This window comes from Aeromonas sp. 604443 (assembly GCF_049170315.1).
Lineage (GTDB): Bacteria > Pseudomonadota > Gammaproteobacteria > Enterobacterales > Aeromonadaceae > Aeromonas > Aeromonas veronii_A.
In genome coordinates this window covers 52,535-77,647 of record NZ_JAAKMI010000008.1, presented here as the reverse complement: position 1 = coordinate 77,647, position 25,113 = coordinate 52,535, and the positions used below count along the sequence as shown (strand labels likewise).

At 58.7% G+C, this 25,113-nt stretch carries 29 protein-coding genes; 17 read left to right on the top strand and 12 right to left on the bottom strand.

Translation table 11 applies throughout. The features are described from left to right. Positions 1 to 33 precede the first annotated feature (33 nt). On the bottom strand, positions 34 to 411 hold the full coding sequence (locus tag G5380_RS12670) for a hypothetical protein (protein WP_421209335.1): 378 nt from the start codon (positions 409 to 411) through the stop codon (positions 34 to 36). A gap of 185 nt (positions 412 to 596) precedes the next feature. On the opposite strand from G5380_RS12670, the gene G5380_RS12665 reads away from it, so the two are divergent. The 4 genes from G5380_RS12665 to pspG all read left to right on the top strand — a co-directional run bounded on the left by G5380_RS12665 (position 597) and on the right by pspG (position 2,671). Then, positions 597 to 1,325, top strand: a complete 729-nt coding sequence (locus tag G5380_RS12665) for a 1-acylglycerol-3-phosphate O-acyltransferase (RefSeq protein ID WP_005335875.1) — start codon at positions 597 to 599, stop codon at positions 1,323 to 1,325. A 210-nt stretch (positions 1,326 to 1,535) separates the two neighbouring features. Continuing rightward, positions 1,536 to 2,198, top strand: coding sequence for a phage shock protein PspA (gene pspA / locus G5380_RS12660; protein ID WP_421209337.1), 663 nt, complete (start codon positions 1,536 to 1,538; stop codon positions 2,196 to 2,198). 2 nt (positions 2,199 to 2,200) lie between these two features. Continuing rightward, the gene (locus G5380_RS12655; RefSeq protein WP_124241612.1) at positions 2,201 to 2,407 is read left to right on the top strand and encodes a PspC domain-containing protein; all 207 of its coding nucleotides are present in this window, start codon (positions 2,201 to 2,203) and stop codon (positions 2,405 to 2,407) included. 45 nt (positions 2,408 to 2,452) lie between these two features. After that, the gene (pspG, locus tag G5380_RS12650) at positions 2,453 to 2,671 is read left to right on the top strand and encodes an envelope stress response protein PspG (protein WP_216952098.1); all 219 of its coding nucleotides are present in this window, start codon (positions 2,453 to 2,455) and stop codon (positions 2,669 to 2,671) included. A gap of 79 nt (positions 2,672 to 2,750) precedes the next feature. Here the strand turns inward: pspG and G5380_RS12645 are convergent, their stop codons facing one another. Next, positions 2,751 to 3,095, bottom strand: a complete 345-nt coding sequence (locus tag G5380_RS12645; RefSeq protein WP_216952097.1) for a GIY-YIG nuclease family protein — start codon at positions 3,093 to 3,095, stop codon at positions 2,751 to 2,753. Between the two features lie 45 nt (positions 3,096 to 3,140). On the opposite strand from G5380_RS12645, the gene G5380_RS12640 reads away from it, so the two are divergent. Beyond that, entirely contained in the window at positions 3,141 to 3,875 is a 735-nt protein-coding gene (locus G5380_RS12640) for a substrate-binding periplasmic protein (RefSeq protein WP_421172392.1), read from the top strand. Here the strand turns inward: G5380_RS12640 and rarD are convergent. Next, positions 3,857 to 4,747, bottom strand: a complete 891-nt coding sequence (rarD, locus tag G5380_RS12635) for an EamA family transporter RarD (protein ID WP_421295731.1) — start codon at positions 4,745 to 4,747, stop codon at positions 3,857 to 3,859. The genes G5380_RS12640 and rarD overlap by 19 nt on opposite strands. A gap of 99 nt (positions 4,748 to 4,846) precedes the next feature. On the opposite strand from rarD, the gene G5380_RS12630 reads away from it, so the two are divergent. Continuing rightward, the gene (locus tag G5380_RS12630) at positions 4,847 to 5,434 is read left to right on the top strand and encodes a uracil-DNA glycosylase family protein (RefSeq protein WP_421254343.1); all 588 of its coding nucleotides are present in this window, start codon (positions 4,847 to 4,849) and stop codon (positions 5,432 to 5,434) included. A 3-nt stretch (positions 5,435 to 5,437) separates the two neighbouring features. Here the strand turns inward: G5380_RS12630 and G5380_RS12625 are convergent, their stop codons facing one another. Next, complete coding sequence (locus tag G5380_RS12625) at positions 5,438 to 6,295, bottom strand: DMT family transporter (protein ID WP_421352789.1); 858 nt, start codon at positions 6,293 to 6,295, stop codon at positions 5,438 to 5,440. A gap of 91 nt (positions 6,296 to 6,386) precedes the next feature. On the opposite strand from G5380_RS12625, the gene G5380_RS12620 reads away from it, so the two are divergent. Beyond that, on the top strand, positions 6,387 to 7,277 hold the full coding sequence (locus tag G5380_RS12620; protein WP_040067029.1) for a LysR substrate-binding domain-containing protein: 891 nt from the start codon (positions 6,387 to 6,389) through the stop codon (positions 7,275 to 7,277). Positions 7,278 to 7,284: 7 nt separating this feature from the next. On the opposite strand, the gene znuB is transcribed toward G5380_RS12620, so the two are convergent. Next, on the bottom strand, positions 7,285 to 8,064 hold the full coding sequence (gene znuB, locus G5380_RS12615) for a zinc ABC transporter permease subunit ZnuB (protein WP_421209339.1): 780 nt from the start codon (positions 8,062 to 8,064) through the stop codon (positions 7,285 to 7,287). Between the two features lie 21 nt (positions 8,065 to 8,085). After that, a complete protein-coding gene (gene znuC / locus G5380_RS12610; protein ID WP_421209341.1) occupies positions 8,086 to 8,862 on the bottom strand; it encodes a zinc ABC transporter ATP-binding protein ZnuC in 777 nt (258 codons plus the stop codon). A gap of 93 nt (positions 8,863 to 8,955) precedes the next feature. Here znuC and znuA point away from each other — a divergent pair, with 93 nt between their 5' ends. Both znuA and G5380_RS12600 read left to right on the top strand, forming a co-directional pair. Next, complete coding sequence (gene znuA, locus G5380_RS12605) at positions 8,956 to 9,888, top strand: zinc ABC transporter substrate-binding protein ZnuA (RefSeq protein ID WP_421252202.1); 933 nt, start codon at positions 8,956 to 8,958, stop codon at positions 9,886 to 9,888. Positions 9,889 to 9,955: 67 nt separating this feature from the next. Beyond that, positions 9,956 to 10,630 (top strand): transglutaminase-like cysteine peptidase, encoded by a 675-nt coding sequence (locus G5380_RS12600; protein WP_042052461.1) that lies wholly within the window; start codon positions 9,956 to 9,958, stop codon positions 10,628 to 10,630. On the opposite strand, the gene G5380_RS12595 is transcribed toward G5380_RS12600, so the two are convergent. Both G5380_RS12595 and G5380_RS12590 read right to left on the bottom strand, forming a co-directional pair. Next, positions 10,625 to 11,566 carry a TAXI family TRAP transporter solute-binding subunit gene (locus tag G5380_RS12595; RefSeq protein WP_421206171.1) on the bottom strand — a complete coding sequence of 314 codons (942 nt, stop codon included), beginning with the start codon at positions 11,564 to 11,566 and terminating at the stop codon, positions 10,625 to 10,627. The genes G5380_RS12600 and G5380_RS12595 overlap by 6 nt on opposite strands. Continuing rightward, positions 11,563 to 12,861 (bottom strand): LapD/MoxY N-terminal periplasmic domain-containing protein, encoded by a 1,299-nt coding sequence (locus tag G5380_RS12590; RefSeq protein ID WP_421209345.1) that lies wholly within the window; start codon positions 12,859 to 12,861, stop codon positions 11,563 to 11,565. The genes G5380_RS12595 and G5380_RS12590 overlap by 4 nt, the downstream gene beginning before the upstream one ends. Positions 12,862 to 13,121: 260 nt before the next feature. Between G5380_RS12590 and mepM the strand changes: the two genes are divergently transcribed. After that, positions 13,122 to 14,459: a murein DD-endopeptidase MepM gene (mepM, locus tag G5380_RS12585; protein ID WP_421209347.1), complete on the top strand. Its 1,338-nt coding sequence runs from the start codon at positions 13,122 to 13,124 to the stop codon at positions 14,457 to 14,459. A 72-nt stretch (positions 14,460 to 14,531) separates the two neighbouring features. On the opposite strand, the gene G5380_RS12580 is transcribed toward mepM, so the two are convergent. Next, positions 14,532 to 15,476, bottom strand: coding sequence for a D-2-hydroxyacid dehydrogenase (locus tag G5380_RS12580; RefSeq protein WP_266135387.1), 945 nt, complete (start codon positions 15,474 to 15,476; stop codon positions 14,532 to 14,534). A 162-nt stretch (positions 15,477 to 15,638) separates the two neighbouring features. Between G5380_RS12580 and G5380_RS12575 the strand changes: the two genes are divergently transcribed. After that, positions 15,639 to 16,220, top strand: a complete 582-nt coding sequence (locus G5380_RS12575) for a YjaG family protein (protein WP_216952088.1) — start codon at positions 15,639 to 15,641, stop codon at positions 16,218 to 16,220. Between the two features lie 71 nt (positions 16,221 to 16,291). Here the strand turns inward: G5380_RS12575 and G5380_RS12570 are convergent, their stop codons facing one another. Next, positions 16,292 to 16,771, bottom strand: a complete 480-nt coding sequence (locus tag G5380_RS12570) for a MarR family winged helix-turn-helix transcriptional regulator (protein WP_216952087.1) — start codon at positions 16,769 to 16,771, stop codon at positions 16,292 to 16,294. Positions 16,772 to 16,934: 163 nt separating this feature from the next. Between G5380_RS12570 and G5380_RS12565 the strand changes: the two genes are divergently transcribed. Continuing rightward, positions 16,935 to 17,462 carry a hypothetical protein gene (locus tag G5380_RS12565; protein WP_069526903.1) on the top strand — a complete coding sequence of 176 codons (528 nt, stop codon included), beginning with the start codon at positions 16,935 to 16,937 and terminating at the stop codon, positions 17,460 to 17,462. A 9-nt stretch (positions 17,463 to 17,471) separates the two neighbouring features. Beyond that, a complete protein-coding gene (locus tag G5380_RS12560; protein ID WP_421209349.1) occupies positions 17,472 to 19,070 on the top strand; it encodes a BCCT family transporter in 1,599 nt (532 codons plus the stop codon). A 118-nt stretch (positions 19,071 to 19,188) separates the two neighbouring features. Here G5380_RS12560 and G5380_RS12555 read toward each other — a convergent pair whose 3' ends face one another. Beyond that, complete coding sequence (locus tag G5380_RS12555; RefSeq protein WP_421348257.1) at positions 19,189 to 20,427, bottom strand: multifunctional CCA addition/repair protein; 1,239 nt, start codon at positions 20,425 to 20,427, stop codon at positions 19,189 to 19,191. Between the two features lie 231 nt (positions 20,428 to 20,658). On the opposite strand from G5380_RS12555, the gene mutY reads away from it, so the two are divergent. The 3 genes from mutY to mltC all read left to right on the top strand — a co-directional run bounded on the left by mutY (position 20,659) and on the right by mltC (position 23,213). Beyond that, positions 20,659 to 21,711 (top strand): A/G-specific adenine glycosylase, encoded by a 1,053-nt coding sequence (gene mutY, locus G5380_RS12550; RefSeq protein ID WP_421209352.1) that lies wholly within the window; start codon positions 20,659 to 20,661, stop codon positions 21,709 to 21,711. An 8-nt stretch (positions 21,712 to 21,719) separates the two neighbouring features. Further along, on the top strand, positions 21,720 to 21,992 hold the full coding sequence (locus tag G5380_RS12545) for an oxidative damage protection protein (RefSeq protein WP_005335828.1): 273 nt from the start codon (positions 21,720 to 21,722) through the stop codon (positions 21,990 to 21,992). A gap of 117 nt (positions 21,993 to 22,109) precedes the next feature. Next, the gene (gene mltC / locus G5380_RS12540) at positions 22,110 to 23,213 is read left to right on the top strand and encodes a membrane-bound lytic murein transglycosylase MltC (RefSeq protein WP_042052484.1); all 1,104 of its coding nucleotides are present in this window, start codon (positions 22,110 to 22,112) and stop codon (positions 23,211 to 23,213) included. An 85-nt stretch (positions 23,214 to 23,298) separates the two neighbouring features. On the opposite strand, the gene G5380_RS12535 is transcribed toward mltC, so the two are convergent. Continuing rightward, positions 23,299 to 23,685 (bottom strand): YgiW/YdeI family stress tolerance OB fold protein, encoded by a 387-nt coding sequence (locus G5380_RS12535; RefSeq protein WP_075113210.1) that lies wholly within the window; start codon positions 23,683 to 23,685, stop codon positions 23,299 to 23,301. A 253-nt stretch (positions 23,686 to 23,938) separates the two neighbouring features. Between G5380_RS12535 and G5380_RS12530 the strand changes: the two genes are divergently transcribed. Beyond that, complete coding sequence (locus tag G5380_RS12530) at positions 23,939 to 24,976, top strand: SGNH/GDSL hydrolase family protein (RefSeq protein ID WP_263085376.1); 1,038 nt, start codon at positions 23,939 to 23,941, stop codon at positions 24,974 to 24,976. The last annotated feature ends 137 nt before the right edge of the window (positions 24,977 to 25,113 follow it).

Below are 25,113 nucleotides of genomic sequence, written 5' to 3'. Positions count from 1 at the left end.
ACATGAGTCATGACCAATGGCAAAGAGCCGGAATCATTCCCGCCAGATGCAGAGGGTGAGGTGCAGACGCCGTTCGGGTGGCGAGATGACTATGGGTGGGGGCAGTGGCGGTGTGTAGCGCCAAAGGGGGGCCAGCAGGGCGATCAGCACCGCCACGGCAAAGAAGAGCTGTTCGATGCAGAGCAGGGTGGCGGCGCTCAGCCACTTGCCGTTGAGCTGGCAACTGCCTAGCTGCGGGCTGGCCGGTTTGGCATCCTCTTGATCCGTTGCCGAGCCTGGAACGGGCAGTGCCTGACAGCTGAGCGCCTGATCGAGCAGGGCAAGCCGGACCAGCGGCTGGGCCGCACAATTGAGCACCAGCAGGCAGACCAGCAGCAGGAGATGTTTCGCTACCAGTTGTTGCAACATCATGTTCGCCCCGTCCATCAAGATGGGGCCATCCTAACGACCAATGGCGGGTGGGGCAAGTCGGCGGCGTATTGATGAGCAGCACTGTGGGTGGCGTGACGGGGAGGGTGGTCGGTTCTGTTTGGCGAACGCTTGTTCGCTAAAAGGGGGATCAGTATACTGCGCCGAGTTAAAACTCGAGGTGTTCGATGCTCAAAATTGCCCGTGTGCTGCTGCTTGGTCTGCTGCTCATTTTCTGGTTCCTGTTCGGCCTGCTGCTCTGTCTGGTTCGTCCGCGCCATCCCAACAACGTCTATGTCTTCGCCCGCATGTATCACGCGGTCTGCCCGCTGATCGGGCTGCGAGTCAAGGTGACGGTGGCCGATGAGGTCAAATCGGTCGGCCCGGCAGTCTACGTCTGCAACCACCAGAGCAACTTCGACATCTTCACCGTGACCGGTGCGGTGCAGCCTGGCGTGGTGGCAGTGGGCAAAAAGAGCCTGCTCTGGTTGCCGCTGTTCGGCCTTATCTTCTGGCTCTCCGGCAACGTGCTGATCGACCGCTCCAACCGCTCCCGTGCCATCGGCACCATAGGTCAGGTGGTGGATCGCATCAAGAACCGCGGCACCTCCATTTGGATGTTCCCGGAAGGGACCCGCTCCCAGGGACGTGGCCTGCTGCCGTTCAAGGCGGGCGCTTTCCACACTGCGGTACAGGCTGAAGTGCCCGTGGTGCCCATCGTCTGCTCCAGCTACTTCGGTCAGGTCGACCTCAATCGCTGGGACAACGGCGAAGTGCTGGTGGAAGTGATGGCGCCGGTCTGCAGTAAGGAGCACGGTGCCAGCGGCATTCGCGATCTCTCCGATACCTGCCGCGCCCGGATGGAGGCCAAGCTGACTGAACTGGACAGCAAGCTGGGCCACAGCCATGCCGCCTGACGGATAGCGCAGACGAATCGACAAGGGAGCTTGAGGCTCCCTTTTTTGTTGGTAAAAATCACCACCAGGTTGGCTATTCTCACCAACAATCCCTTCTTGAATTTCCTCAGTAAATTCCCATCTATATGTAAAACAACAATAATTTTTCTTGGCACGGCTCTTGTAATGCAATGGGAAGAGATAGCCATCCCATCAACAAGGAGCCAGACCATGAGCGTATTCAGCCGCCTGACCGACGTGATAAATGCCAACCTGCATAGCCTGCTCGACAAGAGTGAAGAGCCGGAGAAGATGCTGCGCCTGATGATCGAAGAGATGGAGCAGGTGCAGGTCGAGATGCGTACCCAGGCCGCCCGCGTGATTGCCGAACAGAAACAGCTGGAGCGTCACCAGCAGGGGTTGCAGGCGCAGATCCTGGAGTGGTCGGCCAAGGCCGAGCTCGCCATCCAGAAGGGTCGTGAGGATCTGGCCCGCGCCGCCCTCACCGAGAAGCTGGCGGAGGTCAAAAAATGTGAACAGCTGGAGCAGGACAAGGCTCGGGTGGCCGAGGTGCTGGCCCAGCTCACCGCCGACAGCGAGCGACTGGCAGCCAAGCTGACCGAGGCGCGGGAGAAGCAGAAACTGCTGACCCTGCGCGAGCAGACGGCCCACAGCCGCATTCGTGCTCGCGCTCAGGTGGACAACCAGCGCATGCATGAGCTGATGGCGCGCTTTGACGGTTTTCAAGGCCGGGTCGAACAGCTGGAAGCCCAGCTGGAGGCGGCCATTTTGGGGCAGAATCCCTCGCTGGAGGCCCAGTTCCGCGAGCTGGAGCTCAATGACGAGATCGAGCGCGAGCTGGCCCGTCTCAAGGGGCAGAAGGTGGAGGTATAACCATGACTCCCTGGCCCAAGGATCTTGTCCATCGCAAGCTGACTGGCGTTTGCGCCGGCATTGCCCAACGGCTGGGGATCTCCAGAGTGACGGTGCGAGTGGTAGCCCTGCTCGCCCTGATCCTGGTGCCACCGCTGGCACTGGCTGCCTATCTGCTGGCGGTGCTGGTGATGCCGCCCCGTTATGAATTGAAACGCTGGCTGGATTGACCGCAAGGCAGCCCGGCGGCACAGAGAGCCCGTAAGGAGCAAGTTATGCTGGAATTTTTCATATTGCTGGGAGTGTTGCTGGTCATGGCGCTGACCGGCTTTACCCTGGTAGCCATGCTGCTGGTGAGCGGCGTGTTTGTACTACTGGGGCTGCTGAGCGGCATGCTTGCCCTGATCGTCAAGTTGGCCCCCTGGCTGCTGGTCGCGCTGGCAGTCTGTTGGCTCATCAGCCACCGTCGTCAGCGCAACAATACCTATCTGTAGTTGTGCAACAAGTTATGAAATGCTCCCTGATTTCCCCTTTTCGGCCACTCATCGAGTGGCCTTTTTTTAGCTGTAACCCTTAAGGTCGGGTCGTTTCGGGTAACCACTGCGGGCTCCAGCTCTGCCAGAGTGCCGGGCTGTGGATCAGCTGCTCCTTGAAGGATTTTGGCTGCTGCTTGAGGCGATATTCGAGGCGCAGGGCTGCCCCCTTCTCGCCGACCTCCTGCTGCCAAGCCAGCGTCAAGGGGCCCTTGCCGCGCAGGGCGCGAGCCCCCTTGCCGCTCTGGTGCTGACGCAGACGACGTTGAGGATCCGTGCTGACCCCGGTATAGAGCAGGCCGGTGGCGGTGCGCACCATATAGATAAACCAGCGAGAAGAGGGGGGAGAGGCGTGCGGGGATATCCCGTCAGGAGGTTTTATCATTTGTACTTCTCTGTGCCAAACTCAAAAGCAGTGCAAGGAGGTGCGATGAGAGTCTGGTTCTGGTTGTGGTTACTGTTGTCGGTTCCGGCTCTGGGGGAGACGATCCGTCTCTACGATTACCATCAGCATCCGCCCTTCAATACCGGAGTGGATGCCGGACTGAGCCGCGAGCTGGTCAAGTATCTCAATGAAAAGTTGGGGGGGGAACCCAGAATCGAGCTCTGGCTGGTTAATCGCGCCCGGCTGGCGCTGGAGATGGCGGATCCCGACTTTGACGGTCTGGTGGTCTGGGTCAATCCCGCCTGGGTAGGGGATCCCCATCGCGAGCGTTATCTCTGGACCTTTCCGGTGATGCGCGACACCAACGAGCTAATCTCGAACATCGACAAGCCGATCACCTATCGCGGACCCGACTCCCTCAAGGGATTGGTGTTCGGCGGGGTGGAGGGCTACCGCTATCAGGGGATCGACGATGCGGCAGCAAGGGGAGAGCTGGAGCGTCACGATGCCAAGAAGGTGAAGACCAATCTTGAGCTGCTGGTGCGCGGCCGCATCGATGTGACCATGGTGCCTGGCTCCGCGCTAGGCTTTTTCATCGACTCAAACCACTATCAGGGCAAGCTGTTTATCTCGCCCTTCCCCCAATCCAGCTATACCCGCCATATCCTGCTGCCCAAATCTCGCCCAGAGCTGCATGCCACCCTCAACGACATCGCCGAGCAGATGGACAAGGATCCCCGCTGGCACAAGGTGCTGGAGTCCTATCGCGGTACGCCCTGAGGGCGGCGCTTGAGCCGGTGCAGCGGCAACAGGCTCACCAGCAAACCTGCCCAGACGAAGGCAAAACCGACCGCCTTGATGGGGTCCGGCGCTTCACCAAACCAGTAGATGGCGAGCAGGAAGGCGAGGCTGGGCTCGATATATTGCAGCAGCCCCACAGTGCTCATCCGGGTTCTCGCCACTGCGTAGCAGAACAGCCCCACCGGCAGCAGGGTGGCGGGGGCACTGCCCATCAGCAGCAGCTTGTCGGCCAGATCCCTGTTCACGAATGCCCCTTCCCCGTGCCACGCCAGCGTGCCGATGATGATGAGCGCGACGGGCAGTTGCACCATGGCTTCCAGATAGAGGCTGGTGCCGGTGTCGTAGTGGATCTTCTTCTTGATAAGGCCGTAGCAGGCGAAGTTGGCCCCCATGATGAGGGAGAACCAGGGGAGCTGGCCGTAGCAGAACAGCATGTAGGCAAGCCCCGCCAGCGCCAGGGCGACTGCCAGATGCTTTTGCGGGGTGAGTCGCTCTTTGAGGAAGATGACGGCGAATACGATATTGAACAGCGGGGTCATAAAGAAGGCGAGGCTGGTGGTCAGTACCTGTCCGGTGGTGAGGCACCAGGTGAACATGCACCAGCTGATCGACATCACTGGACCCGCCAGCAGAATGAGGCCGAGCTGGCGCGGCTCGCTGCGCAGTTGTGCCCAGGGCACCTTGTGGCCAAGCAGCAAAAACAGGGCACCCAGCAGCACCACAGACCAGAGCACCCGGTGGGAGATCAGCTCCCACATGTTGACCTCGGGCATGAATTGATAATAGAGCGGCAGCATCCCCCACAGGATGAAGGAGAGGGTCGCGGTGCCGGTACCTAGCCAGTTTTTCATTATTGTCCGTTTATTAAATTAAACATCCATGGCGATAGTAGGGGGAGTGCCCTGTTTCCACAAGAGGGAAAGCAGGGAAATGCTGGTACTATCAACGTCATGCAGCGAATCGATAAGTTGTTTGAGCAAATCAGGGCCTGCCGTCTGTGCGAGGCTCATCTGCCGCTGGGGCCTCGTCCGGTGATCCGCGGGGCCGAGAGTGCCCGCTTGCTGATCATCGGTCAGGCGCCCGGCACCCGGGTGCATGCCAGCGGTATCCCGTGGGATGACCCTTCCGGTGACAGGCTGCGCCATTGGCTCGGTGTCGATAAGGCCACCTTTTACGACGAATCCCGCATCGCCATCATGCCGATGGGGCTCTGCTATCCCGGCAGGGGAAAATCCGGCGATCTGCCGCCGCGCCCCGAATGTGCACCCACCTGGCACGACAAGGTATTGATGCTGTTGCCCAATATCGAACTGACCCTGCTGATCGGCCAATATTCACAAGCCTACTATCTGCGGGGGGCTGCCAAAGGGTCACTCACCGACACGGTGCGCAGCTGGGCCGACTATGGCCCCGGCTGGCTGCCGTTGCCGCATCCCTCCCCACGCAATACCCTCTGGCTCAGGAGGAATTCCTGGTTCGAGGAGGAGATCGTCCCCCATCTGCAGCAAAGGGTCGCCCCGCTTCTGGGGAGACCCTGAGTATTAGAGCGCTGGCTCGGCCAGCGGTTTTGGCTTGCTGCGCGCCATGGCGATAAGTGGCAGGACGATGCAGATACAGCCCAGCAGCAGCGGCAGGCCCGGCTGCTCGTCAAACAACCATACCCCGATGGCCACCGCCATCAGCAGACCGGTGTACTCCGCCGAGGCGATCTTGCTAGCCTCCGCCTTGCGATAGGCCACCACGCACAATCCCGCATAGACCATGATCAGCGCCGAAGATCCGAAGGCGGGCCACCACATCTGCCACTGCCAGTCGCCCCCTTCCCACAGTGCCAGCGCCAGAATGAAGGGCATGCTCAGCACGTTGGTGAAAAACAGGGTCTGGGCGATGGGCTGCTTGAGCGGGATCCGCTTGATCAGCAGATTGTTGAGCGCCATCGACAGCGCTACCCCGAGCGCCGCCAGTGCGGCCCAGTTCACTTCGGTCGGGCGCAGCACGATCAGTACCCCGATAAATCCGATGACTGCGGTCAGCACCTTCTGGCGCGAGATCGCTTCCCCCGCCATCCACACCGCCAGCGGTACCATCATCAGCGGCGCGACATAGAAGAGGGCGTTGGCAGTGGCGAGCGGCAAGCGGGTGAGGGCCACTACCATCAGACAGACGCCGACCGCCCAGATATGGGCCCGCAGCAGGTGCCACTTGATGGCCACCGGCGGGTTGCGGCGCCATGACCAGAGCAGCCAGGGCATCAGCAGAATGGCGGCCGAGAGCTGGCGGAAAAAGACAAACTGGAAGATGGGCTGATCCGGCTCCAGCACCTTGACCAGCGCATCGGAAAAAACCGCCACCATATTGCCCAGCACCAGATAAAGGATGCCGATCCCTACTGCATTCATACCACCTCCCACTTCAGATGAGGGGAGGGTAGCGTGCCGGTTGATATCCAGTAAAATGATAAAAAATGACCATTCATGAGATATTTAGATAATGAAGCTTCCTCCCCTGCGTGCGGTGCAATATTTCGAGGTGGTGGCCCGGCTGCTCAGCTTCTCCCGCGCCGCTCTGGAACTGAACGTCAGCCAGAGTGCGGTCAGCCACCAGATCCGTCTGCTGGAGGATTTTCTGGGTGAGCGCTTGCTGCTGCGTCAGGGGCGGTTGCTCTCGCTGACAACCCAGGGGGAGAGCTACTTCGAAGGGATTGCTGCCGGGCTTAGCCAGATTGCCCAGAGCAGCGAACAGCTGCGCGGTGGCGGCGAGATGCGGTTGCGCCTCGCGGTCTACAGCTCGTTTGCGGTTAAGTGGCTGATCCCGCGGTTGGCTGGATTGCGCCAGCTCTACCCCGAGCTGGATTTGAGTCTGGAGATGGTGGCGGAAGATCCTGAGCTATCTGATAGGGTGGCGGATTGCTTTATCACAGTCTCACCCCACGGACGGGGCTACTGCCACGATCTTATCTATCAGGAGCGGCTCTTTCCGGTCTGTAGTCGCCGCCTGTTGCAGCAGATCAGCGGGGAGTGGCCTGAGGCCATCTGGCAGTTGCCGCTGCTGTCGGTGCAGTCCATCTACAAGGCGCGGGGGGAGGATTGGCAGCGCTGGGCCAAGGCCGGCGGGCTGGTTATTCCGGACGAGGCACGGATGCACCACTTCAGCCATGTGCTGTTGGCGATGGAGGCGGCGGCCTGGGATCAGGGGGTGGCATTCGTGAATGATTACATGCTGCGGCCCGATGATCCCCAGCTGGTGGCCTTGCCGGTACACCAGCTGGAGACGGGGGATGCCTTCTACTTTACCTGCAAGCGCTCGCGGGCCCATGAGCCCGCCATCAGCCGGTTGCGCCAGTGGCTGATGATGGAGACACGCCAGAGCATGCCGCTCTAGCGCGGCATCAAGCGTTCTTGAACTGGCTTAGGACAAACAGGCTGGTGGCGCAGACGACGACAGAGGGGCCTGCCGGAGTATCTTGATACCAGGAGAGGGTCAATCCACCCAGCACGGCGAGACAGCCAATCAGCGCGGCAAAGCCGGCCATCTGCTCCGGTGTCTGGCTAAAGCGGCGGGCGGTAGCGGCAGGGATGATCAGCAGGGAGGTGATGATCAGCGCCCCGACAAACTTCATCGCTACGGCGATCACCAGCCCGATCAGCAGCATCAGCACGCAGCGCAACACGTCGACCCGGATCCCCTCGACCCGCGCCAGCTCTTCCGAGATGGTCATGGAGAGCAGGGGATCCCAAAGTCGCCACAGGGTGAGCAGCACCAGCGCGCCACCGCCGTAGATCCAGAGCAGGTCCATCGGTTGTACCGAGAGCAGGTCGCCGAACAGGTAGGCCATCAGATCCACCCGCACGTTATCCATAAAACTCAAGGTAACCAGACCGAGAGACAGGGCGCTGTGGGCCAGAATGCCGAGCAGGGTATCGGTCGCCACCTGCTGGTTGCGACTCATGATCACCAATAGCATTGCCATGGCGAGGCAGCAGACCACTACCGCCAGGGTGAGATCGACCTGCAGCAGAATGCCCAGCGCGATGCCGAACAGGCAGGCGTGGGAGAGGGTGTCGCCAAAGTAGGCCATCTTGCGCCATACCACGAAGCTACCTAGGGGGCCGGCCAGCAGGGCAATGCCGAGACCGGCCGCGAGGGCGTATAACAGAAAGCTGTCCACTTGAATGTCCTGTTGCTTGCGCTATTTACTGTGAGCGTTGTTGCGAGAAGGCAGGCGGATGACGGGGGCCTGCGGTTCATGATGATGGTGTTCGCCGTCGCAGTGGTGATGGTGGGTATAGACCGCCAGCACCTCCTGCTCCGGGCGCCCGAACAGGCGGGCAAATTCGGGATGGCGGGCCACGCTTTCCGGCTCGCCATGGCAGCAGACGTGGCGATTAAGGCAGATCACCTCGTGGGTGCTGGCCATCACCAGATGCAGGTCGTGGGATACCATCAGCACGGCGCAATTGAACTCGGCGGCGAGCTGACCGATGAGGGCATAGAGTTCAATCTGGCCGGTGATATCAACCCCTTGCACCGGTTCGTCCAGCACCAGCAGCTCGGGCTTGACCAGCAGGGCGCGAGCCAGCAGCACGCGCTGCATCTCGCCGCCGGAGAGTTTTTGCATCCGGTTTTCCAGCAATCCCTCTGCGCCCACCCGGGTCAGTGCCTCCTCGATGGAGAGGCGGCTATTTTTGCCCAGTTGCAGGAAGCGTCGCACTGTCAGCGGCAGGGTGGGATCCAGATAGAGGCGCTGTGGTACATAGCCGACTCTCAGATCGCGGCTGCGGGTGATCTTGCCCGAATCCGGCGTGAGCAGGCCCAGCACCAGCTTGCTCAGGGTGCTCTTGCCCGCCCCGTTGGGGCCGACGAGCGTGGTGATTTTGCCTTTATTGAGGGTAAAGGAGACCTTGTCGAGCACAGAGCGTCCATCAAACGAGAGAGAGACCTCTTTCAGCTCTACCAGTTGGTTCATGACAACTCCGGGGTTTACAGCCAGTGAGAGTTATAATATAACAAAAAGCGGCTGTTATATTATCACATACTCACCCCCTGACGAGATTCACCAATGAGAATTATTGTGCTTTTCACTGCCCTGCTGGCGGTGAGTTTGCCTGTTCGTGCCATTGAGGTTCTGACCACCATCAAGCCCCTTGGCTTCATCGCTGCGGCGATCACTGACGGGGTGAGCGAGCCCAAGGTATTGCTGCCGACCGGTGCCTCTCCCCACGATTTCTCCCTGCGCCCTTCCGATATTCGCAACATCAACAGTGCTGGGCTGGTGGTGTGGGTTGGCCCCGAGCTGGAAGGTTTTATGGCCAAGCCGCTGGCCAATCATCCCCATGCTTTGGCCCTGACTCAGGTTGAGGGAATGCCGCTGTTCAACTACGCGACTCAGGATAGTCATGACTCCCATGACCATGATGATCACGATCATGCCGCCCACGAGCACGGTGACCATGATGAAGGGCATGAGGGGCATCATCACGAAGGGGTCGATCCCCACATCTGGCTTGGCCCGACGCAGGCCAAGGTAATTGCCAAGGCGATCGCAAGTGAATTGGGCAAGCTGGATCCGACCAATCAGGCTCGCTATGACGCCAACCTCGCGGCATTTGATACCAAGGTGGATGCCAAGGACAAGGTGATTGCCGGCCAGATGAAGGCAGTGAATGAGAAGGGGTACTTTGTCTTCCACGAGGCGTATGGCTACTGGGAGCGCCATTACGGCATGAGTTCAAAAGGTCACTTTACCGTGAGCCCTGAGCGTCGCCCGGGCGCCAAGACCCTGGTGGATATCCGCAAGGCACTGGAAGAGAAGCAGGCGAGCTGCATTTATGCCGAGCCGCAATTTTCACCGGCAGTGATCGAATCGGTGGCACGCAATACTGGCGCCAAGGTGCTGTTGCTTGATGAGGTGGGTGAACAGGTGCCGCTCGGCCCGGATGGTTATCCCCAATTCATGCAACAACTGGCAGACGCATTTGCCCAATGTCGCTGATTAGCGGCTGAGTCTCTCATCCGGACGGACTATACTGACCTCCAGCATCTGACATGGAGTGTCCGGTATGAAATGGTTGTTGATCCCGGCCTGCACACTGGCGCTATGTTGCGCCAGTGTGCAGGCTTCGCGCCTTTCCGAATATATTGCCAGCCCCGATCTGCGGGCCAAACTGCAGGAGGTGTACGGTGGCCGCGCCATCCAGCGGGCCGAGGCATTCTCTCGTCTGCTCACTCCCAGAGCGGGAACCACGGATCAGCAGAAGATCGAGCTGGTGAACAACTACTTCAACAATCTCACCTACAGTGAAGACCCCAAGCTGTGGGGAGATGAGGATTACTGGGCCAATCCGCTGGAGTTCATCGGTGCCCGGGGTGGGGATTGCGAGGATTACAGCATCTCCAAGTACTACACCCTGATGGAGCTGGGGGTGGATGAGAAGAAGCTGCGGTTGGCCTACGTCAAGGCGGTGCGTTACAACCAGTTCCACATGGTGACGCTCTACTTCCCGACACCCAAGGCTGATCCACTGGTGCTCGACAACATCAACAGCCGGATCCTGCCGGGTAGCAAGCGTACCGATCTCATTCCCGTTTACAGTTTCGATGCCAAAAGCATCTGGATCATGAAGTCACGGCGGGAAGGGACGCTGGCGGGGAGTGCCGATCGGCTGGCGCAGTGGACATCGATGAAGACCCGTTTCTCCAGCGAGCAACTGCGCTCTCCCCGTCGTCAGCTATAGCTTGCCCGCCGCCTTCAACTCATCGAAATATTTCGCCGCGCCCGGATGCTGTTCAATGCTCAGCACAGGGCCGGTTTTATTGCGTGCCCGGTGAAACATATTGGCGTAGCCATAAGTTTGCTCATTGAATTTGGTTTGCTGGGTCAGCATGGCCTTGGTCAGGCGATAGACAGACTCTTCCGGCATGGTGGCATTGGTAACCAGGGTGGCGGCAATAGCAAAGGTGGGCGTCGCCTTCAGATTGCCGGGGTAGATGCGGGCAGGCACCTGACTGCGTTGGTAATATTTGACACCCTTGAGTAGCTGATCCCGGGTGGCCCCATCGATGGGGAGGAAAGTGACCGCGCAACGTTTGGCGGTGTCGAGCACAATCCGGTTAGGGTGTCCCATCACCAGTGCAAATGCATCGATCTGCTTGCTACAGAGCGCATCCGGCAGGTTGGCCATGCTCTTCAGATCGAGATCCTGTTCTTTCGCTCCCAAGATGTTGAACAGGGCCAGCGCCGTCTGGCGGGTACCCGAGTTCTTCAACCCCATATCGATGGGGGCGAGCTTGAGCTGTTCCAGTGACGTGATATCTCCATCGGCACGTATCACTATGGTGAAGGGCTCTGCATGGGTGGCAAATAGTGCGCGCAGCTCAGGTTGCGGCTGCGTGGCAAAAGGGCCCAAGCCCTTGCTTGCCTGATACAGCCAGTCTGACTGCACCATGGCGTAGGAGGACTCGCCACTCTTCAGTCGCTTCAGGTTTTCTATTGAACCCGATGAGCTCTGCAGCTTGCACGCAAGTTGCTCGTCGACCTCATGAGCCAGACGGCAAAATTCTTTGGTTATCTGGTGATAAATCCCCTGCTCACCCCCGGTGGTTATAGTGACGGTTTCAGCCATCAGGCAGGGTTGCCACAGCAGGGGCAACAGCATGGCGAGCTTCTTCATGATTGCGTCTCCTTGGCATAACCATCGATACCCCAGGTCCGCAGTTTGTCGATGTCGCGACACTCTCCCGATTCTGCCAGCAGGGTATAACCGGCGGCATGCATGGTCTGGGAGAGCAGATTCCAGTAGAGCGGTTCATCGGTCAGCTGACAGCTGATAAAGATGGGATTGAGCGGGTCAAGTTGATTGAAGGTATCCGCATTGAGGGGAATGGCGCTGAAGGCGAGCTCACACCCCTTTTCCTGCAACGCAGCCAATGTGACTTGGCCATGGGCAGGGAATGTGGCCACATCCCAGCGCCAATCCAGTGTTTTGCCGCGGCCCTGGCTTAGCAGAGGGGCGATTTCTGACCATTGCGGATGATTGAGCAGGGAGAGGGGTAGCAAGATCCCCTCTATATGGGAGCGCTGCCATAACTCCAGGGTGCTATGGATGGTCGCGAGATCGCTGTCGGCTCCGAGGGGCTGACTGGGCAAGAAACGCTGATAGAGGGCGATTTCCCCTTGTGTGGAGACAAATTTTTGCAGTTGCCCGCCTTCTGGCAGCGGGCTTAGCCCTTGCAGTGGCTGTGGCATGGTTGGGGCAAGCTGTTTTCCCAGTTGGGTGATCTTGAGCCGTTGTTGCAGCAGATCCCGCTTGCGTTCGGAGACCAGTTGGTTGATGGAAAGTGCCACCTCTTTAAGGTCTTGCAACCAAGGGGTGGGCAGGGTGCTGTTGAACTGGTGTTTGCGCAGTCGGATCAGCTGCACATTGATCTGCTCCAGTGGTTGCAGCAGGCGCTTGCACACCAGAGAGATGACCAGGGTAAATACGACGAGCCCCGCCAGCAGGGCTATGCCGGTGCGACTGATGGCATTCCACAGATGCTGATAGGCGTAGCCGCTATGTCCCTCAAGGGTCAGAGTGCCCAGCATGCGCCAGCCATCGGTCAACTCTTGCTCAATCTTGACGGGGGGCATGCCGATAACCGAGGGAAGCCAGCCGGGAACATTCTGCTGGGTAGAGTGGAATACCTTCTGAAACAGCACCTGACCATCCGGATCCACCAGCATGACCGAGCTGACGAAACCGCCATCGAACATGGCATTGACGATGGTTTCGGCCAGCACCTGATCATCATTGAGCAGGGTGCCTTGCAGTACCAGTCCAAGGGCTGTGATGGCGGTCTCCAGATTGGCCGACATCTGATCAAGGATTGACTGGCGGACTGTCGTGACTTCCAGTGCAAACAGCAGCGCTGCACCGATCAGGAACAGGACGACAATTATTCTGATTAACAGTTTTGCTAACGACATATCCACTCCATGGAAAAATTATCGCAACATTTGAATTTTTAATGCCGAATCGAGTCCGACCCGGCTCTTAAAAATAGGAAAAAATAGTTAAAAAAGGCGATCATTTCTGCCCATCAGGGCGTGTTATGCATAAAATGTGAGGTTCATGCAGATTGTGATGAACTATTTGTAACTATTTGTGTCCAACAAACAGTTTTATACGGTTTTGTCACAACTGACATCGCAACTCACACTCTTTAGATCTAAATACAGGATAGCGGATGAAACGTCTCCGTCCCTTGGTAGTACAGGCTGCCAATTGGGAACCACCGGTTCCCCGCAAACACTTTTACGCCATGCTGATGCTGACGGCCATGACCCTGTCAGCAGTGGCATTATTGCCAGCTCCGGGTGACATCCTCGAGCGGCCGCTGCGTCTTGAGTTGCCCATTGATACCGCCGGTACGGCAACCAACGAAAACAACACCGACTTTAACGAAATCCCCGATCACGAACTGGTTGATCAGAGTGCGCCGGATGACGACATCCCTGTTGATACCGCACCGCAGTGGCAGGATTACCGGGTGCGTAATGGTGAGAACCTGACCGCCATTTTTAACAATCTGGGACTCTCTACCACTACTCTCTACAAGGTACTTGATGCGGACAGCAAGAACTATCTGGCCAGATTGAAACCGGGCCAGACCATAGAGCTGCTGATCGATCAGGACAACATCCTGCAGCAACTCAAAATCCGCCTGAACATCAAGCAGACTCTGGTGATGGCACGCAGCGATGATGCCTATACCGCCTCCATGATCAATGAGAAGGTCGAGTGGCAACCTCAGCGTTACAACGGCGTGATCAACGGCAGCTTCTATGTCAGTGCCCGCAATGCGGGGATTCCGGCCAATCATATCCAGAAGATTGCCAACCTGTTCCAGTGGCGGATGAACTTTGCCCAGGATCTGAAAAAGGGCGATAAATTCAAGGTGTTGGTACGCCAGGAGACAGTCGAGGGCAAGAGCACCGGTAACAGCCAGCTGCTGGGTGTGGAAATGATCAGTCAGGGCAAGACGGTGTCGGCCTGGCTCTCCGATGATGGCAACTATTACGATGGTCAGGGCAACAGCCTGGAGCGTGGTTTCCGCCGTTATCCGACCCACAGTCGTTACCGGATCAGCTCAAACTTCAACCCCGCGCGCAAGCATCCTGTGACTGGTGCTATCCGTCCCCACGAGGGGACCGACTTTGCCGTTCCGGTGGGTACCCCGGTACTGGCCACGGGTGACGGTGTGGTCCAGAAGGCGACCAGCCACCCGCTGGCGGGTACCTATATCGTCATCAAGCACGGTCGAACCCTCTCTACCCGTTATCTGCACCTGAGCAAGTTGCTGGTCAAAACCGGTCAGCGGGTGAAGATGGGCGACAAGATCGGCCTCTCCGGCAATACCGGTCGCTCGACTGGTGCTCACTTGCATTACGAGCTGCGGATCAACAACCGTCCGGTTAATGCCATGACCGCCAAGCTGCCGATGGCTGAACCGCTCAGTGGCAAGGAGCGTCGCCAGTTCCTGGCCAAGGTGAAGAGCTACCGCAAGGAGCTGGCCGCCGGTTAATCGCTGTAGCCACTAGCTGAAATGAAAAAGCCCCGCCAGACTGGCGGGGCTTTTTTGCATGCGCAGTGTTGGTCAGTAACCCTTGTCGAAGTCAATCTTGCCATCCAGTGGCTGGCCATCGATAAAGCGAATGTAGTTGCGTACAAATATCTGGGCCACATCCTCTGGAAAGCTGTAGGCGCTGTTGTGGGGGGTGACGATGAGGTTGGGTTGTCCCCACAGTGGACTGTCGGCGGGCAGCGGCTCCTGCTCGAATACATCCAGCACCGCCATTGCCAGCTTGCCGGTACGCAGTGCGGTGAGCAAATCGCCCGAGTGTACAGCGCTGCCACGACCGACGTTGAACAGGATGGCGCCCGGTTTGCAGTGTTCGAAGCGGGCGGCATTGAAGAGATGACGGGTATCGCGGGTGGCAGGCAGCACGCTGACGATGACATCGGCCTGCGCCAGCATCTTGTTGAGCGCAGGCAGCTGATAAACCTGGTCAAACCCGGCACGCTCCCGACCACTGCGGCTGATGCCCAGCACCTTCATACCAAAATGTTTGCCGGTGTGGGCGATATGCTGGCCAATGCTGCCGGTACCCAGGATCAGCATGGTTTTCCCTTTGAGCCCCTGATAGGGGTGACTCTGCCAGAGTCGTTGTCTTTGTTGTTCCCGATAGAGAGGAAGTTGGCGTGTCAGACTGAGCAGATGACCAAAGACATACTCGCTCATCAGCGGGCCGAAGATGCCGCGCACGTTGGTGAGCTGATAGTTGCGACGACTGTCCGGATCGAGCAGCACGTCGACCCCGGCATAGGTGGACTGGAACCAGCTCAGCTTGTTGGCTTTGGGCAGCAGTGGCTTGGCGCGGGCTGGCTCTGCCAGCAGAATATGGGCCTCGCCGATAAGTTGTTCGGCATCGCTCGGGTTGTCGGCCCGCAGAATGCGCAGATGAGGGAGGTTGGCCGCCTTGAGCAGACGTTCGTAGTGAGCATTATCCTGGCTGAGCAAAAGAAGGGTACGTTGGCTCATACTCTTGTTCCTTATCAGAATTTGCGGCGCGACAAGATGCCGCTCTCGTCCCATCTTACCCGAGTTGCCAGCGCAACATAGCCGACCAGGGCGCTTTTTCGTTTTCGCCACGCCCCTCGTGGGCTACAATCTGCCCCACATTTTGCAAAGGATCCGACTCCAGTGTTTGGTGACAAGTTTTATAAGCGACTGGCCGAGCTACAGCCTTGGCAACAGACCGTCTACACCCTGGCGCTGGCAGAGCGCATGTACCCCAACTATGCCCTGTTCAGCCAGGCTTCCGGTTTTGGCAATGCAGATGCCTTCCGGCACGCGCTGGATCAGATGTGGAACTATCTGACCGTCAAGGGTTCCCGGGTCAATCTGGGAGCCATTCTCGAAGAGTTAGAAGCCCATATCCCGGATCCCCGCAAGTTTGAATCCTACGGCGCCTATCCGGCGCTGGATGCCTGTGTGGCACTGGGCTGCGCCTACAACTCGGTGATCTGCCGGGTTGGCGAAGAGGCCAACGATGCCAGCCATGCCTCCGTTGGCACTGTGGCCGGTTTTATCGAGCTGCTGGAGGAGCGGGATCTGACAGAAGAGGAGCTCTACGAGCACGAGTACATGGAGGCCGAGCTGGAGTTTCAGGTCGAGTTGCTCAAGCGGGTTGCCCATGAGCGCGACAGCGATCGTATCCTGGCTATCAGAGCATTCGCCTCTCAGGATGGCGTCTCCAATATCGGTATCAGCCTGGAAGAGTAATTATCTCCGGTGCCTGATAGACAAAAGCTCCCGGTCGGGAGCTTTTTTTATGTCTGTCATTCTGTGGCTGTTTAAGCTTGCTCTTCGGTCAGGGGTCTGACGCTCAGCACCGGGGCAGCGTCGATTTCATCTGCATTCATCATGGTGGAGATGCGTTGCAGGGAGGAGAGCAGCAGGGTCTGTTCCCACGCTTCCAGCGCCTGAAAACGCTGGATGAAGCGCTCTTGCAGCGGGGTCGGGGCCTGGGCCAGCAGGGCGCGGCCTGCGTCAGTCAGTGTCGCGTGAACCTTGCGCTTGTCGGTATTGCTGCGAACGCGCTGCACCAGTTGACGGCTCTCCAATCGGTCCATGATGGTAGTGGCGGTGGCCTGGCTCATGTTGGTGTGATCGGCCAGCTGACGCATGGAGATCTGTCCCAGCTCGTCGATCCCTTTTAGCAGCAATAGTTGCGGGGAAGTGAGCCCGGCTTCTTTGATCAAGCGCCTGGAGTGCATGTCGATGGCACGAATAATCTGGCGCAGGGCGACCAGCACTTCATCATGTTTTTCCATTGGGTGTGCGTCATTGGAAGGCTATGGAGAGGAGCAAAATTTTCCGCCTAATTCGTCACAAGGTCAATATGGTTTTTGATGTAATAATTTCTGCTCTAACTAATTCTGTGTTAGGTTGACGGGCATTTCACGGAATTCACCCTGACATTTGAGGAGCGAAATGATGAATGACGAGCTGGATATCAAGTCTCTGGTGGCCGAGTTACGTGTGGTCAGAGTGCGCTATGAACTGCCGGATACCTCGGCTTTTGTGCGCTATCAGCCTGCCTATGATGAAGACCCCAACAACCTCAAAGTACACCACTATGATGGTGAGTTACCCCTCTCTTGCAGTGAGACAGGTACTTTCAACCTAAAGGAGTTGGTGAATGAATTGCGCTACGCCTATGTGCTGGTGCACCTCTTTCCTGACGAAAGTGCCATGAACTTCTATCTGACCGGCCTCGATACCGGCCTGGCCCAGCTGGAGTTCATCGGTGGCTCTTACGACTTCAACCGCCTTTGGATCACCAGCGGTGTCTCCAATCTGGGTGTCCCCATGGCCATCTTCCTCGGCAAGCGTCACGCCGTGAACGGCCAGCCCTCGGTTTCGCTGGTAGATCACCGCGAACAGGCGGCTGGCAAACTGGTCTATCGCGCCATCGGCGGTGCCGGTGATCATGTGGGCGAAGACTTTTTCAACAACGACTAAGGAGGCTGGATGCGAGCAAGCAAAGGGCTATTGAAAGGCCTCAACCCGACCATGGCCATGACGGCCCTCACCGTGATCACCCTGTTTTTGCTGTTTGGCGTATTTGTTCCCGATACCGCGGCCGCCTGGTTTGTCGGTGCCAAGGATCAGATTATTGCCGGGTTCAAGTGGTACTACATTCTGGTGGTCGCCCTGTTCCTGTTCTTCGCTGTCTACCTGATGTTCAGCCGTTTTGGCAGCATCCGGCTGGGTGACGACGACCAGGTACCGGAGTTCGGCTACTTCGCCTGGTTCTCCATGCTCTTTAGTGCGGGCATGGGGATCGGTCTGGTGTTCTGGAGCATCGCCGAGCCGATGAATCATCTGCAGGGCAATCCGTTCATTACCGAAGGGATGACCCCGGAGGCGGCCCAGATCGCCATGCGCCTCACCTTTTTCCATTGGGGCCTGCACCCCTGGGCCATCTATGTGATCGTCGGCCTGTCACTGGCCTTTTTCAGCTACCGGCGCAAGTTGCCGCTGGCGATCCGCTCCGTGCTCTACCCCATCCTTGGCGAGCGGATTTACGGTTTTTGGGGCCATGCGGCCGATGTGCTGGCCGTGTTCGGCACCGTGTTCGGGGTGGCGACCTCCCTTGGTCTGGGGGTCTCCCAGATGAATACCGGCCTCAACCAGATGTTTGGTATGGCGGTATCGCAGTCCAACCAGCTCTGGCTGATTGGTGGCATCAGCCTGATCGCCACCCTCTCGGCGGTCTCCGGGGTCGGGCGCGGAGTGAAGATCCTCTCCGAGCTCAATATCTGGCTGAGTGTCTTCGTGCTCGCACTCTTTCTGGTGCTGGGGCCGACCACCTATATCCTCAACGCCTATGTGCAGAACATCGGTGATTACCTGCAGAACATCGTCAAACTGAGCTTCTGGACCAACACCGAGGCCAACGGCACCTCGGCCTGGCAGTCGAGCTGGACGGCGTTTTACTGGGGCTGGTGGATTGCCTGGGCGCCGTTTGTCGGCATGTTTATCGCCCGTATCTCCAAGGGGCGTACCATTCGCGAGTTTGTGCTAGGTGTGCTGCTGGTACCCTCGCTGCTCGGCATGTTCTGGCTCACCGTGTTTGGCGGCACGGCGATGAATCTGGAGCTGTTTGGCGGTGGCGGCGTGGTCGCTGCGGTCAATCAGGATGTGACGCTGGCGCTCTACAAGACGGTCGAGCTGCTGCACTGGGATACCTTCGGCTGGATCACCAAGGCCGTGCTGACCCTACTCATCTGCACCTACTTCATCACCTCCAGTGATTCGGGCACGCTGGTCATCACCACACTGCTCTCCATCGGTGATCAGGAGCCGCCGGTGCTGCACCGCGCCGTATGGGGTCTGGGGCAGGGGCTGGTCGCTGCGATTTTGCTGGTCTCTGGCGGTCTTGCTGCCCTGCAGGCGGCCAGCATCATAGCCGCGCTGCCCTTCTCGGTGATCATGCTGGCCATGTGTTATTCGCTGATGCTGGGGCTTAAACAGGAGAGCCAGCGCCAGTTCGAGTATCGTCAGAACCTCAAGCGCCACGATGGCTCATCCCATATGAGCCTGATGGAGCGAATTGGTCCTGCATAACGGCACCAGCAGGGGTTAGCGTCCCCTCACATATCAATCTGGATGCAAAACGGCCGCCCTGGCGATGCTCTCCTTGCGGAGCTCATCATCAGGGCGGCCGTCTGTTATGGGGCCGAGGTTACTCCTCGATAAAGGTCCACTCATCCTTGATGCGGCTAATGGCATCGGTCCGCTTTTTGGCGAGCTGCTCCTTGATCTCTTCTCCCTTGTAACCGGCCGCCACTATATCTTTCACCGGCACCGCCTGGGCGGCAGCCAGCGCTTCTGCCACATAGTCCGGCTCGGCGTAGACCCGCTCCTCGAAACCGGTGCGGCCGTGGAAGTCGGCGCGGCAGGCATCCAGCAGCTGGGCAAAGCGCTCGGGGCGACGCCAGGCATCAGCCTTGTCGAACACCTTGAGCAGGGTGGCGGGCTTGAGCTCAAAGGCGATATGGATGTGGGTGTGCAGATCGCTCACCAGCAGCGCCAGATCCCGGCACTCATTGGGTACCCGGAACCGCTCGCACAGAGCGCGAATAAGCGGCAGCCCTTTCTGGCCGTGACCGTGATGGCTTGGCCAGAACTCCTTGGGGGTTACTCCCTTGCCAAGGTCGTGGCAGAGGGCAGCAAAGCGGACGGTCAGCTCGGGGGAGATCCGGCACGCCTGCTCCAGCACCATCAGGGTGTGGATGCCGGTGTCGATCTCCGGGTGCCACTTGGCCGGGGCGGGGACGCCGAACAGAGCGTCGATTTCGGGGAAGAGTGCCTTGAGGGCGCCGCACTGGCGCAGCACCTCGATAAAGATCTGCGGGGTTGGCCCCAGCAGCACTTTTTCCAGCTCCTTCCAGACCCGCTCTGGCGTGAGGTGGGCCAGCTCGCCAGCGGCCGTCATCTCGCTCATCAGGGCGAGGGTCTCCGGCGCTATGGTAAAGCCCTGAGCGTGGAAGCGGGCGGCGAAGCGGGCGACCCGCAAGATGCGCAGCGGGTCTTCGGCAAAGGCAGGAGAGACGTGGCGCAGCAGCCGCTTTTCCAAATCCTCGATGCCACCGTAGGGATCGTGGAGCTGGCCCTGATCATCTTCGGCGATGGCGTTGATGGTGAGATCCCGGCGCAGCAGATCCTGTTCCAGCGTCACATCGGGGGCGGCGTGGCAGACAAAGCCGGTGTAGCCCTGACCCTGTTTGCGTTCGGTACGGGCGAGGGCATACTCCTGCTGGGTTTTGGGGTGAAGAAATACCGGAAAGTCACGACCGACCTGGGTAAACCCCAGCGCCAGCATCTGCTCCACGGTGGCGCCGACCACCAGATGATCCCTGTCGCCCTGCGGCAATCCCAGCAGGCGATCCCGCACTGCGCCCCCAACCAGATAAGTCTGCAAACCGTCTCTCCCGTCATCAATCGTGGGCCCGAGTATATCGTCTTTGTTACCGCTTTGCTGCCTGACCACCACCTGCCCGCAGCGCCAGTCAGCGCGGCTTTGACTTGGGCGTGACGAGGCCTTACGCTGCCGCACCAGACAGCTGGCGTGCCGGATGACTTTATGCCCGCGCAGGCCAGATGAGCCGAAGGAACCGCAGAGTTCCCCATATATCAACGACATGAGAACAACGTGAATCAATCAACCTTCGCAAGCAGGGTTCTGGAGTGGTACCAGCTTCATGGCCGCAAAACCCTGCCCTGGCAGCAGGAGAAGACCCCTTACCGGGTCTGGGTCTCGGAGATCATGCTGCAGCAGACTCAGGTCGCTACCGTGATCCCCTATTACCAACGTTTTATGGCACGCTTCCCCGATGTGGTGGCACTGGCTGATGCCCCCGTCGACGAGGTGCTGCACCACTGGACCGGGCTTGGCTACTATGCCCGGGCCCGCAATCTGCACAAGGCGGCCCAGCAGATCCGCGATCACCACCACGGCCTCTTTCCCGAGCGCTTTGACGAGGTGGTGGCGCTGCCGGGCATTGGTCGCTCAACCGCCGGGGCCGTGTTGTCGCTCTCTCTTGGTCAGCCTCACGCCATCCTTGATGGCAACGTGAAGCGGGTGCTCACCCGCTGGCTGGCGCTGCCGGGCTGGCCGGGCCAAAAACAGGTGGAGAATGAGCTGTGGGAGATCGCCATCCGGCTCACTCCCAAGCTGGGTGTGGCGCAATACAATCAGGCGATGATGGATATCGGGGCGACAATCTGCACCCGCAGCAAGCCTGCCTGTGATCGCTGTCCGGTGCGGACCGATTGCCAGGGGCTGTCGCAAGGCAAGCCCACCGCTTATCCCAACAGCAAGCCGAAGAAGAGCATTCCGGCTCGCGATGGCATCATGCTGCTGATCCGTCACGGCGATGAGCTGCTGCTGGAGAAGCGGCCGCCGCAGGGGATCTGGGGCGGGCTCTACTGCTTCCCGCAGGTGGCTTCGCTGGCGGAGGTGGATGGTCTGCTGGCGTCCCTTGGCCTGAGCCATCACGGCTATCGGGAACTGGCCGGTTTTCGCCATACATTCAGCCACTTCCATCTCGATATTCGGCCGCTGCTGATTGACATTGATGAGGCGCAGCCGCTGCGGCTCATGGAAGCAGATAACCGACTCTGGTATAACTTACGCCATCCTGCCGAGGTGGGGCTGGCGGCCGCCACGGCCCGTCTGCTCGCCTATCCAGAGTTACAACCATAGAGGTCAACATGAGCCGTACTGTATTTTGCCAACGCCTGAAAAAAGAGGGCCCGGGTCTGGATTTCCAACTCTATCCCGGTGAGCTCGGCAAGCGGATTTTTGACAACATCAGCAAGGAAGCCTGGGCCGAGTGGCAGAAGAAGCAGGTGATGCTGATCAACGAGAAAAAGCTCAACATGATGAATCTTGAGCATCGCCAACTGCTGGAAAAAGAGATGGTCAGCTACCTGTTTGATGCAGGTGAAGTGCAGATCGAAGGTTACACCCCGCCTGCCCAGTAAGCTCTCCGGCTGTTGTACGTGTGAATAGGTGCGGGAATGGCGCCACACTGGCGTGACCGCTCCTGAAGTCGCAGCAAATGAATGATGGGCAGCTCTGCTGCCCGGTTTGAGGATCCTATGGGCCGAATTTTTTGGCTGCTGTGCACCCTGCTGTTTCTCTCTGCCTGCTCATCCTCCCCCAAGCCCAGCGGGAGTGAGGATGACGATCTGGTCAACGGCAAGGACATCCGCGGTTTTGAACACATGATCAGCGCGCTCTCCCATAACGTGAACGAGATATGGGGGCGGGAGGCGCTGTTTGCGGGCAAGTTTGACTACGTCAAATACACGGATCAGTACAAGAGCCGGGCCCACATCGACTTCTCCAGCGGTCACATCATGGTGGAGACGGTCTCGGGCATCGATCCCCGCGCTCACCTGCGTCGCGCCATCATCGAGACCCTGCTGACGCCGGACGATCCGGCCGAAGTGGATCTTTACTCCGACCGGGAAATTCTGACTGGTGGCGAGCCCTTCCTCTACGGTCAGGTGCTGGACAATCAGCGCCAGCCAATCCGCGCCTCCTGGCGCGCCGAGCGTTATGCCGATTACCTGCTCAACACTGCGATGAAGAAGCGCACTTTGGGGATTCGCACCATCTTCTTCGTCGATATTCCCATGGTGGCCAACCATGAAGATCGACGGGGCTACAAGTATGCGGGGATCATCCGGGAAGCGTCGCGCAAATACGGCGTGCCGGAGAGCCTGATCTATGCGGTGATCAAGACCGAGAGCAGCTTCAACCCCTATGCGGTGAGCCATGCCAACGCTTATGGCCTGATGCAGGTGATCCCGGCTACCGCCGGTCGTGACGTCTATGTTCGGGTCAAGGGCAAGAATGGCCAGCCGACCCGGGAGGAGCTGTTCAACCCGGCCTACAACATCGATGTCGGTACCGCTTATCTGCACCTGTTGCAGACCGTCTATCTGGCGGATATCGAGGATCCGCGCTCCCGTCGCTATGCGGTGATCTCCGCCTATAACGGTGGTGCTGGCGGGGTACTCAATACCTTCTCCAGCGATCGCAAGGCGGCGCCGGGTCGGATCAACCGGCTCTCCCCCGAGGCGGTCTATCAGGTGTTGACCGAGCAGCATCCCAAAGAGGAGGCGCGCCGTTACCTCTACAAGGTCAATCAGGCCGAGAAGGGGTTCAAGAGAGCCTTTGCCAGTCGGGCCGGTTAAGCGGTGACGCTGGGTTAACCATGCAAAAGGGCGCTTGATATCAAGCGCCCTTTTAACGTCTGGCCAGTTCGTCGTTGAAGTGGCCTTATTTGGCGATAAAGCCGCCCTTGGTCTGCGGGGCCGCGCCCACTTTCTCCAGGGTTTTCACTTCCACTTCGGTCTTGTTCCAGCTGTGGTCCACTTCACCACGAATGCGGATCAGGTCGTCCGGGCCCACTTCGGTGCCACGCCACACATCCTGATCCACTTCGACCTCCACTTCACCGCTGGCATCACGGAACAGATAGTTCTCGCCGCCCAGGTGCTTGACCAGTTTCCCTTCCAGGGTGGCCCAGCTGTCATCTGCCAGATCTTTCAGTTGAGCAACGGAAACCTTGTTCTGCTCTTGCGGGCCGGTATAGGCCGCCATGGCAAAAGAGGAGACAGACATCAGGGTCAACAGTCCGATTACGCTTGCGCTTGCCTTGTTCATTTCATACTCCTGTCGTTGGTATGAGGGCATTGTGCCGGGGGGGGCGTGAAACAAGCGTGAAAGAATAGGCTGGTGTGATTGTCTGTTTTGTGAGCGCAAGCGATTTCATCGGTGTCGGAACATGTGTGATTTCATCTGGAACTGTAATCTGTCGCCTTCACCAGAAGTCAGTGGCAGCAGACTCTTCCCATGCCTGTCGCCACTCGAGGAGAAGTCCGCAGGTCTCACCTGCTTAATCGAAGAGCATAACAATATGAAAAAATGGCTTGTTTGTTTATTGGGGTTAATGGCATTGACCGCGCAAGCGGCAGAGGGACGCCAACCTTTTTCCCGGGTTGTGATGTTTGGTGACAGCCTCTCCGACACCGGCAAGATGTACAAAAAGATGCGGGGGTATCTCCCCTCCAGCCCACCCTACTTCAATGGGCGCTTCAGCAACGGCCCGGTGTGGCTGGAGCAGTTGGGTGACGAGCGTTTCCCCGGTCTGGTCGTGGCCAACGAGGCGGAAGGCGGTGCGACCGCGGTGGCCTATAACCATCTGGGGGCTCTGAACGGCTGGCTCGGTTTCTGGTCCTGGGATCCCAAATATCAGGTGATCAACAACCTCGATTACGAGATCGATCAGTTCCTGAAAAAGGACAAGTTCCGCCCCGATGATCTGGTGGTGATCTGGGTCGGTGCCAACGACTATCTGGCCTATGGCTGGAACAGCGAGCGGGATGCGGATCGGGTGATCGATACCATCCGGCTGGCATCCAACCGGTTGGTGCTCAACGGCGCGCAGCAGATCCTGCTGTTCAACATTCCTGATCTGGGGCAGACCCCGTCAGCCCGCAGCATGAAGGTGGTGGAGAAGGTGCGCCATGTGGCCAGCTACCACAACCAGAAGTTGCAGAACCTCACTCGCGAGCTGGCTCCCCTTGGCATCGTGAAGCTGTTCGAAGTGGACAAGCAGTTTGATGAGATGATGCGCGATCCTCAGCAGTTCGGGCTGAGTGACACAGAACACGCCTGCTACGGTGGCGGCTATACCTGGAAGCCATTCTCCGGCAGCGCCGCCGAGGTGGCTGCGACCCCGGCTTTAAGTGTCTCCGAAAGAGTGGCTATTGCCGGTAACCCGATCCTGGCGCAGGCGGTGGTGAGCGGGCAGGCAAAAGGGCGAGCAGCGACTCTCAACTGCGATGAGCATATGTTCTGGGATCAGGTGCATCCGACCAGGACGGTGCACAAGGTATTGAGCCAGCGAGTCGCTGATTTTATCGATCAGCACTACGAGTTTATCCATCGCTGATACATGCAAGGGCTGGCGGAGGCTGGCCCTTTTCTCACCCGTCAGTCTGGGTAGAACGCTCGTTTTGCGACATTGTACGCTCAAATAACAGACGCTTGTTGCTGTTTTTGTAACAAGTTTGCGTTACAGTGTTTTTT

Coding starts and splice junctions, on each gene's coding strand:
- G5380_RS12670 (WP_421209335.1), bottom strand. CDS start 411: ATGATGTTGCAACAACTGGTAGCGAAACATCTCCTGCTGCTGGTCTGC.
- G5380_RS12665 (WP_005335875.1), top strand. CDS start 597: ATGCTCAAAATTGCCCGTGTGCTGCTGCTTGGTCTGCTGCTCATTTTC.
- pspA (WP_421209337.1), top strand. CDS start 1,536: ATGAGCGTATTCAGCCGCCTGACCGACGTGATAAATGCCAACCTGCAT.
- G5380_RS12655 (WP_124241612.1), top strand. CDS start 2,201: ATGACTCCCTGGCCCAAGGATCTTGTCCATCGCAAGCTGACTGGCGTT.
- pspG (WP_216952098.1), top strand. CDS start 2,453: ATGCTGGAATTTTTCATATTGCTGGGAGTGTTGCTGGTCATGGCGCTG.
- G5380_RS12645 (WP_216952097.1), bottom strand. CDS start 3,095: ATGATAAAACCTCCTGACGGGATATCCCCGCACGCCTCTCCCCCCTCT.
- G5380_RS12640 (WP_421172392.1), top strand. CDS start 3,141: ATGAGAGTCTGGTTCTGGTTGTGGTTACTGTTGTCGGTTCCGGCTCTG.
- rarD (WP_421295731.1), bottom strand. CDS start 4,747: ATGAAAAACTGGCTAGGTACCGGCACCGCGACCCTCTCCTTCATCCTG.
- G5380_RS12630 (WP_421254343.1), top strand. CDS start 4,847: ATGCAGCGAATCGATAAGTTGTTTGAGCAAATCAGGGCCTGCCGTCTG.
- G5380_RS12625 (WP_421352789.1), bottom strand. CDS start 6,295: ATGAATGCAGTAGGGATCGGCATCCTTTATCTGGTGCTGGGCAATATG.
- G5380_RS12620 (WP_040067029.1), top strand. CDS start 6,387: ATGAAGCTTCCTCCCCTGCGTGCGGTGCAATATTTCGAGGTGGTGGCC.
- znuC (WP_421209341.1), bottom strand. CDS start 8,862: ATGAACCAACTGGTAGAGCTGAAAGAGGTCTCTCTCTCGTTTGATGGA.
- znuA (WP_421252202.1), top strand. CDS start 8,956: ATGAGAATTATTGTGCTTTTCACTGCCCTGCTGGCGGTGAGTTTGCCT.
- G5380_RS12600 (WP_042052461.1), top strand. CDS start 9,956: ATGAAATGGTTGTTGATCCCGGCCTGCACACTGGCGCTATGTTGCGCC.
- G5380_RS12595 (WP_421206171.1), bottom strand. CDS start 11,566: ATGAAGAAGCTCGCCATGCTGTTGCCCCTGCTGTGGCAACCCTGCCTG.
- G5380_RS12590 (WP_421209345.1), bottom strand. CDS start 12,861: ATGTCGTTAGCAAAACTGTTAATCAGAATAATTGTCGTCCTGTTCCTG.
- mepM (WP_421209347.1), top strand. CDS start 13,122: ATGAAACGTCTCCGTCCCTTGGTAGTACAGGCTGCCAATTGGGAACCA.
- G5380_RS12580 (WP_266135387.1), bottom strand. CDS start 15,476: ATGAGCCAACGTACCCTTCTTTTGCTCAGCCAGGATAATGCTCACTAC.
- G5380_RS12570 (WP_216952087.1), bottom strand. CDS start 16,771: ATGGAAAAACATGATGAAGTGCTGGTCGCCCTGCGCCAGATTATTCGT.
- G5380_RS12565 (WP_069526903.1), top strand. CDS start 16,935: ATGAATGACGAGCTGGATATCAAGTCTCTGGTGGCCGAGTTACGTGTG.
- G5380_RS12560 (WP_421209349.1), top strand. CDS start 17,472: ATGCGAGCAAGCAAAGGGCTATTGAAAGGCCTCAACCCGACCATGGCC.
- G5380_RS12545 (WP_005335828.1), top strand. CDS start 21,720: ATGAGCCGTACTGTATTTTGCCAACGCCTGAAAAAAGAGGGCCCGGGT.
- mltC (WP_042052484.1), top strand. CDS start 22,110: ATGGGCCGAATTTTTTGGCTGCTGTGCACCCTGCTGTTTCTCTCTGCC.
- G5380_RS12535 (WP_075113210.1), bottom strand. CDS start 23,685: ATGAACAAGGCAAGCGCAAGCGTAATCGGACTGTTGACCCTGATGTCT.
- G5380_RS12530 (WP_263085376.1), top strand. CDS start 23,939: ATGAAAAAATGGCTTGTTTGTTTATTGGGGTTAATGGCATTGACCGCG.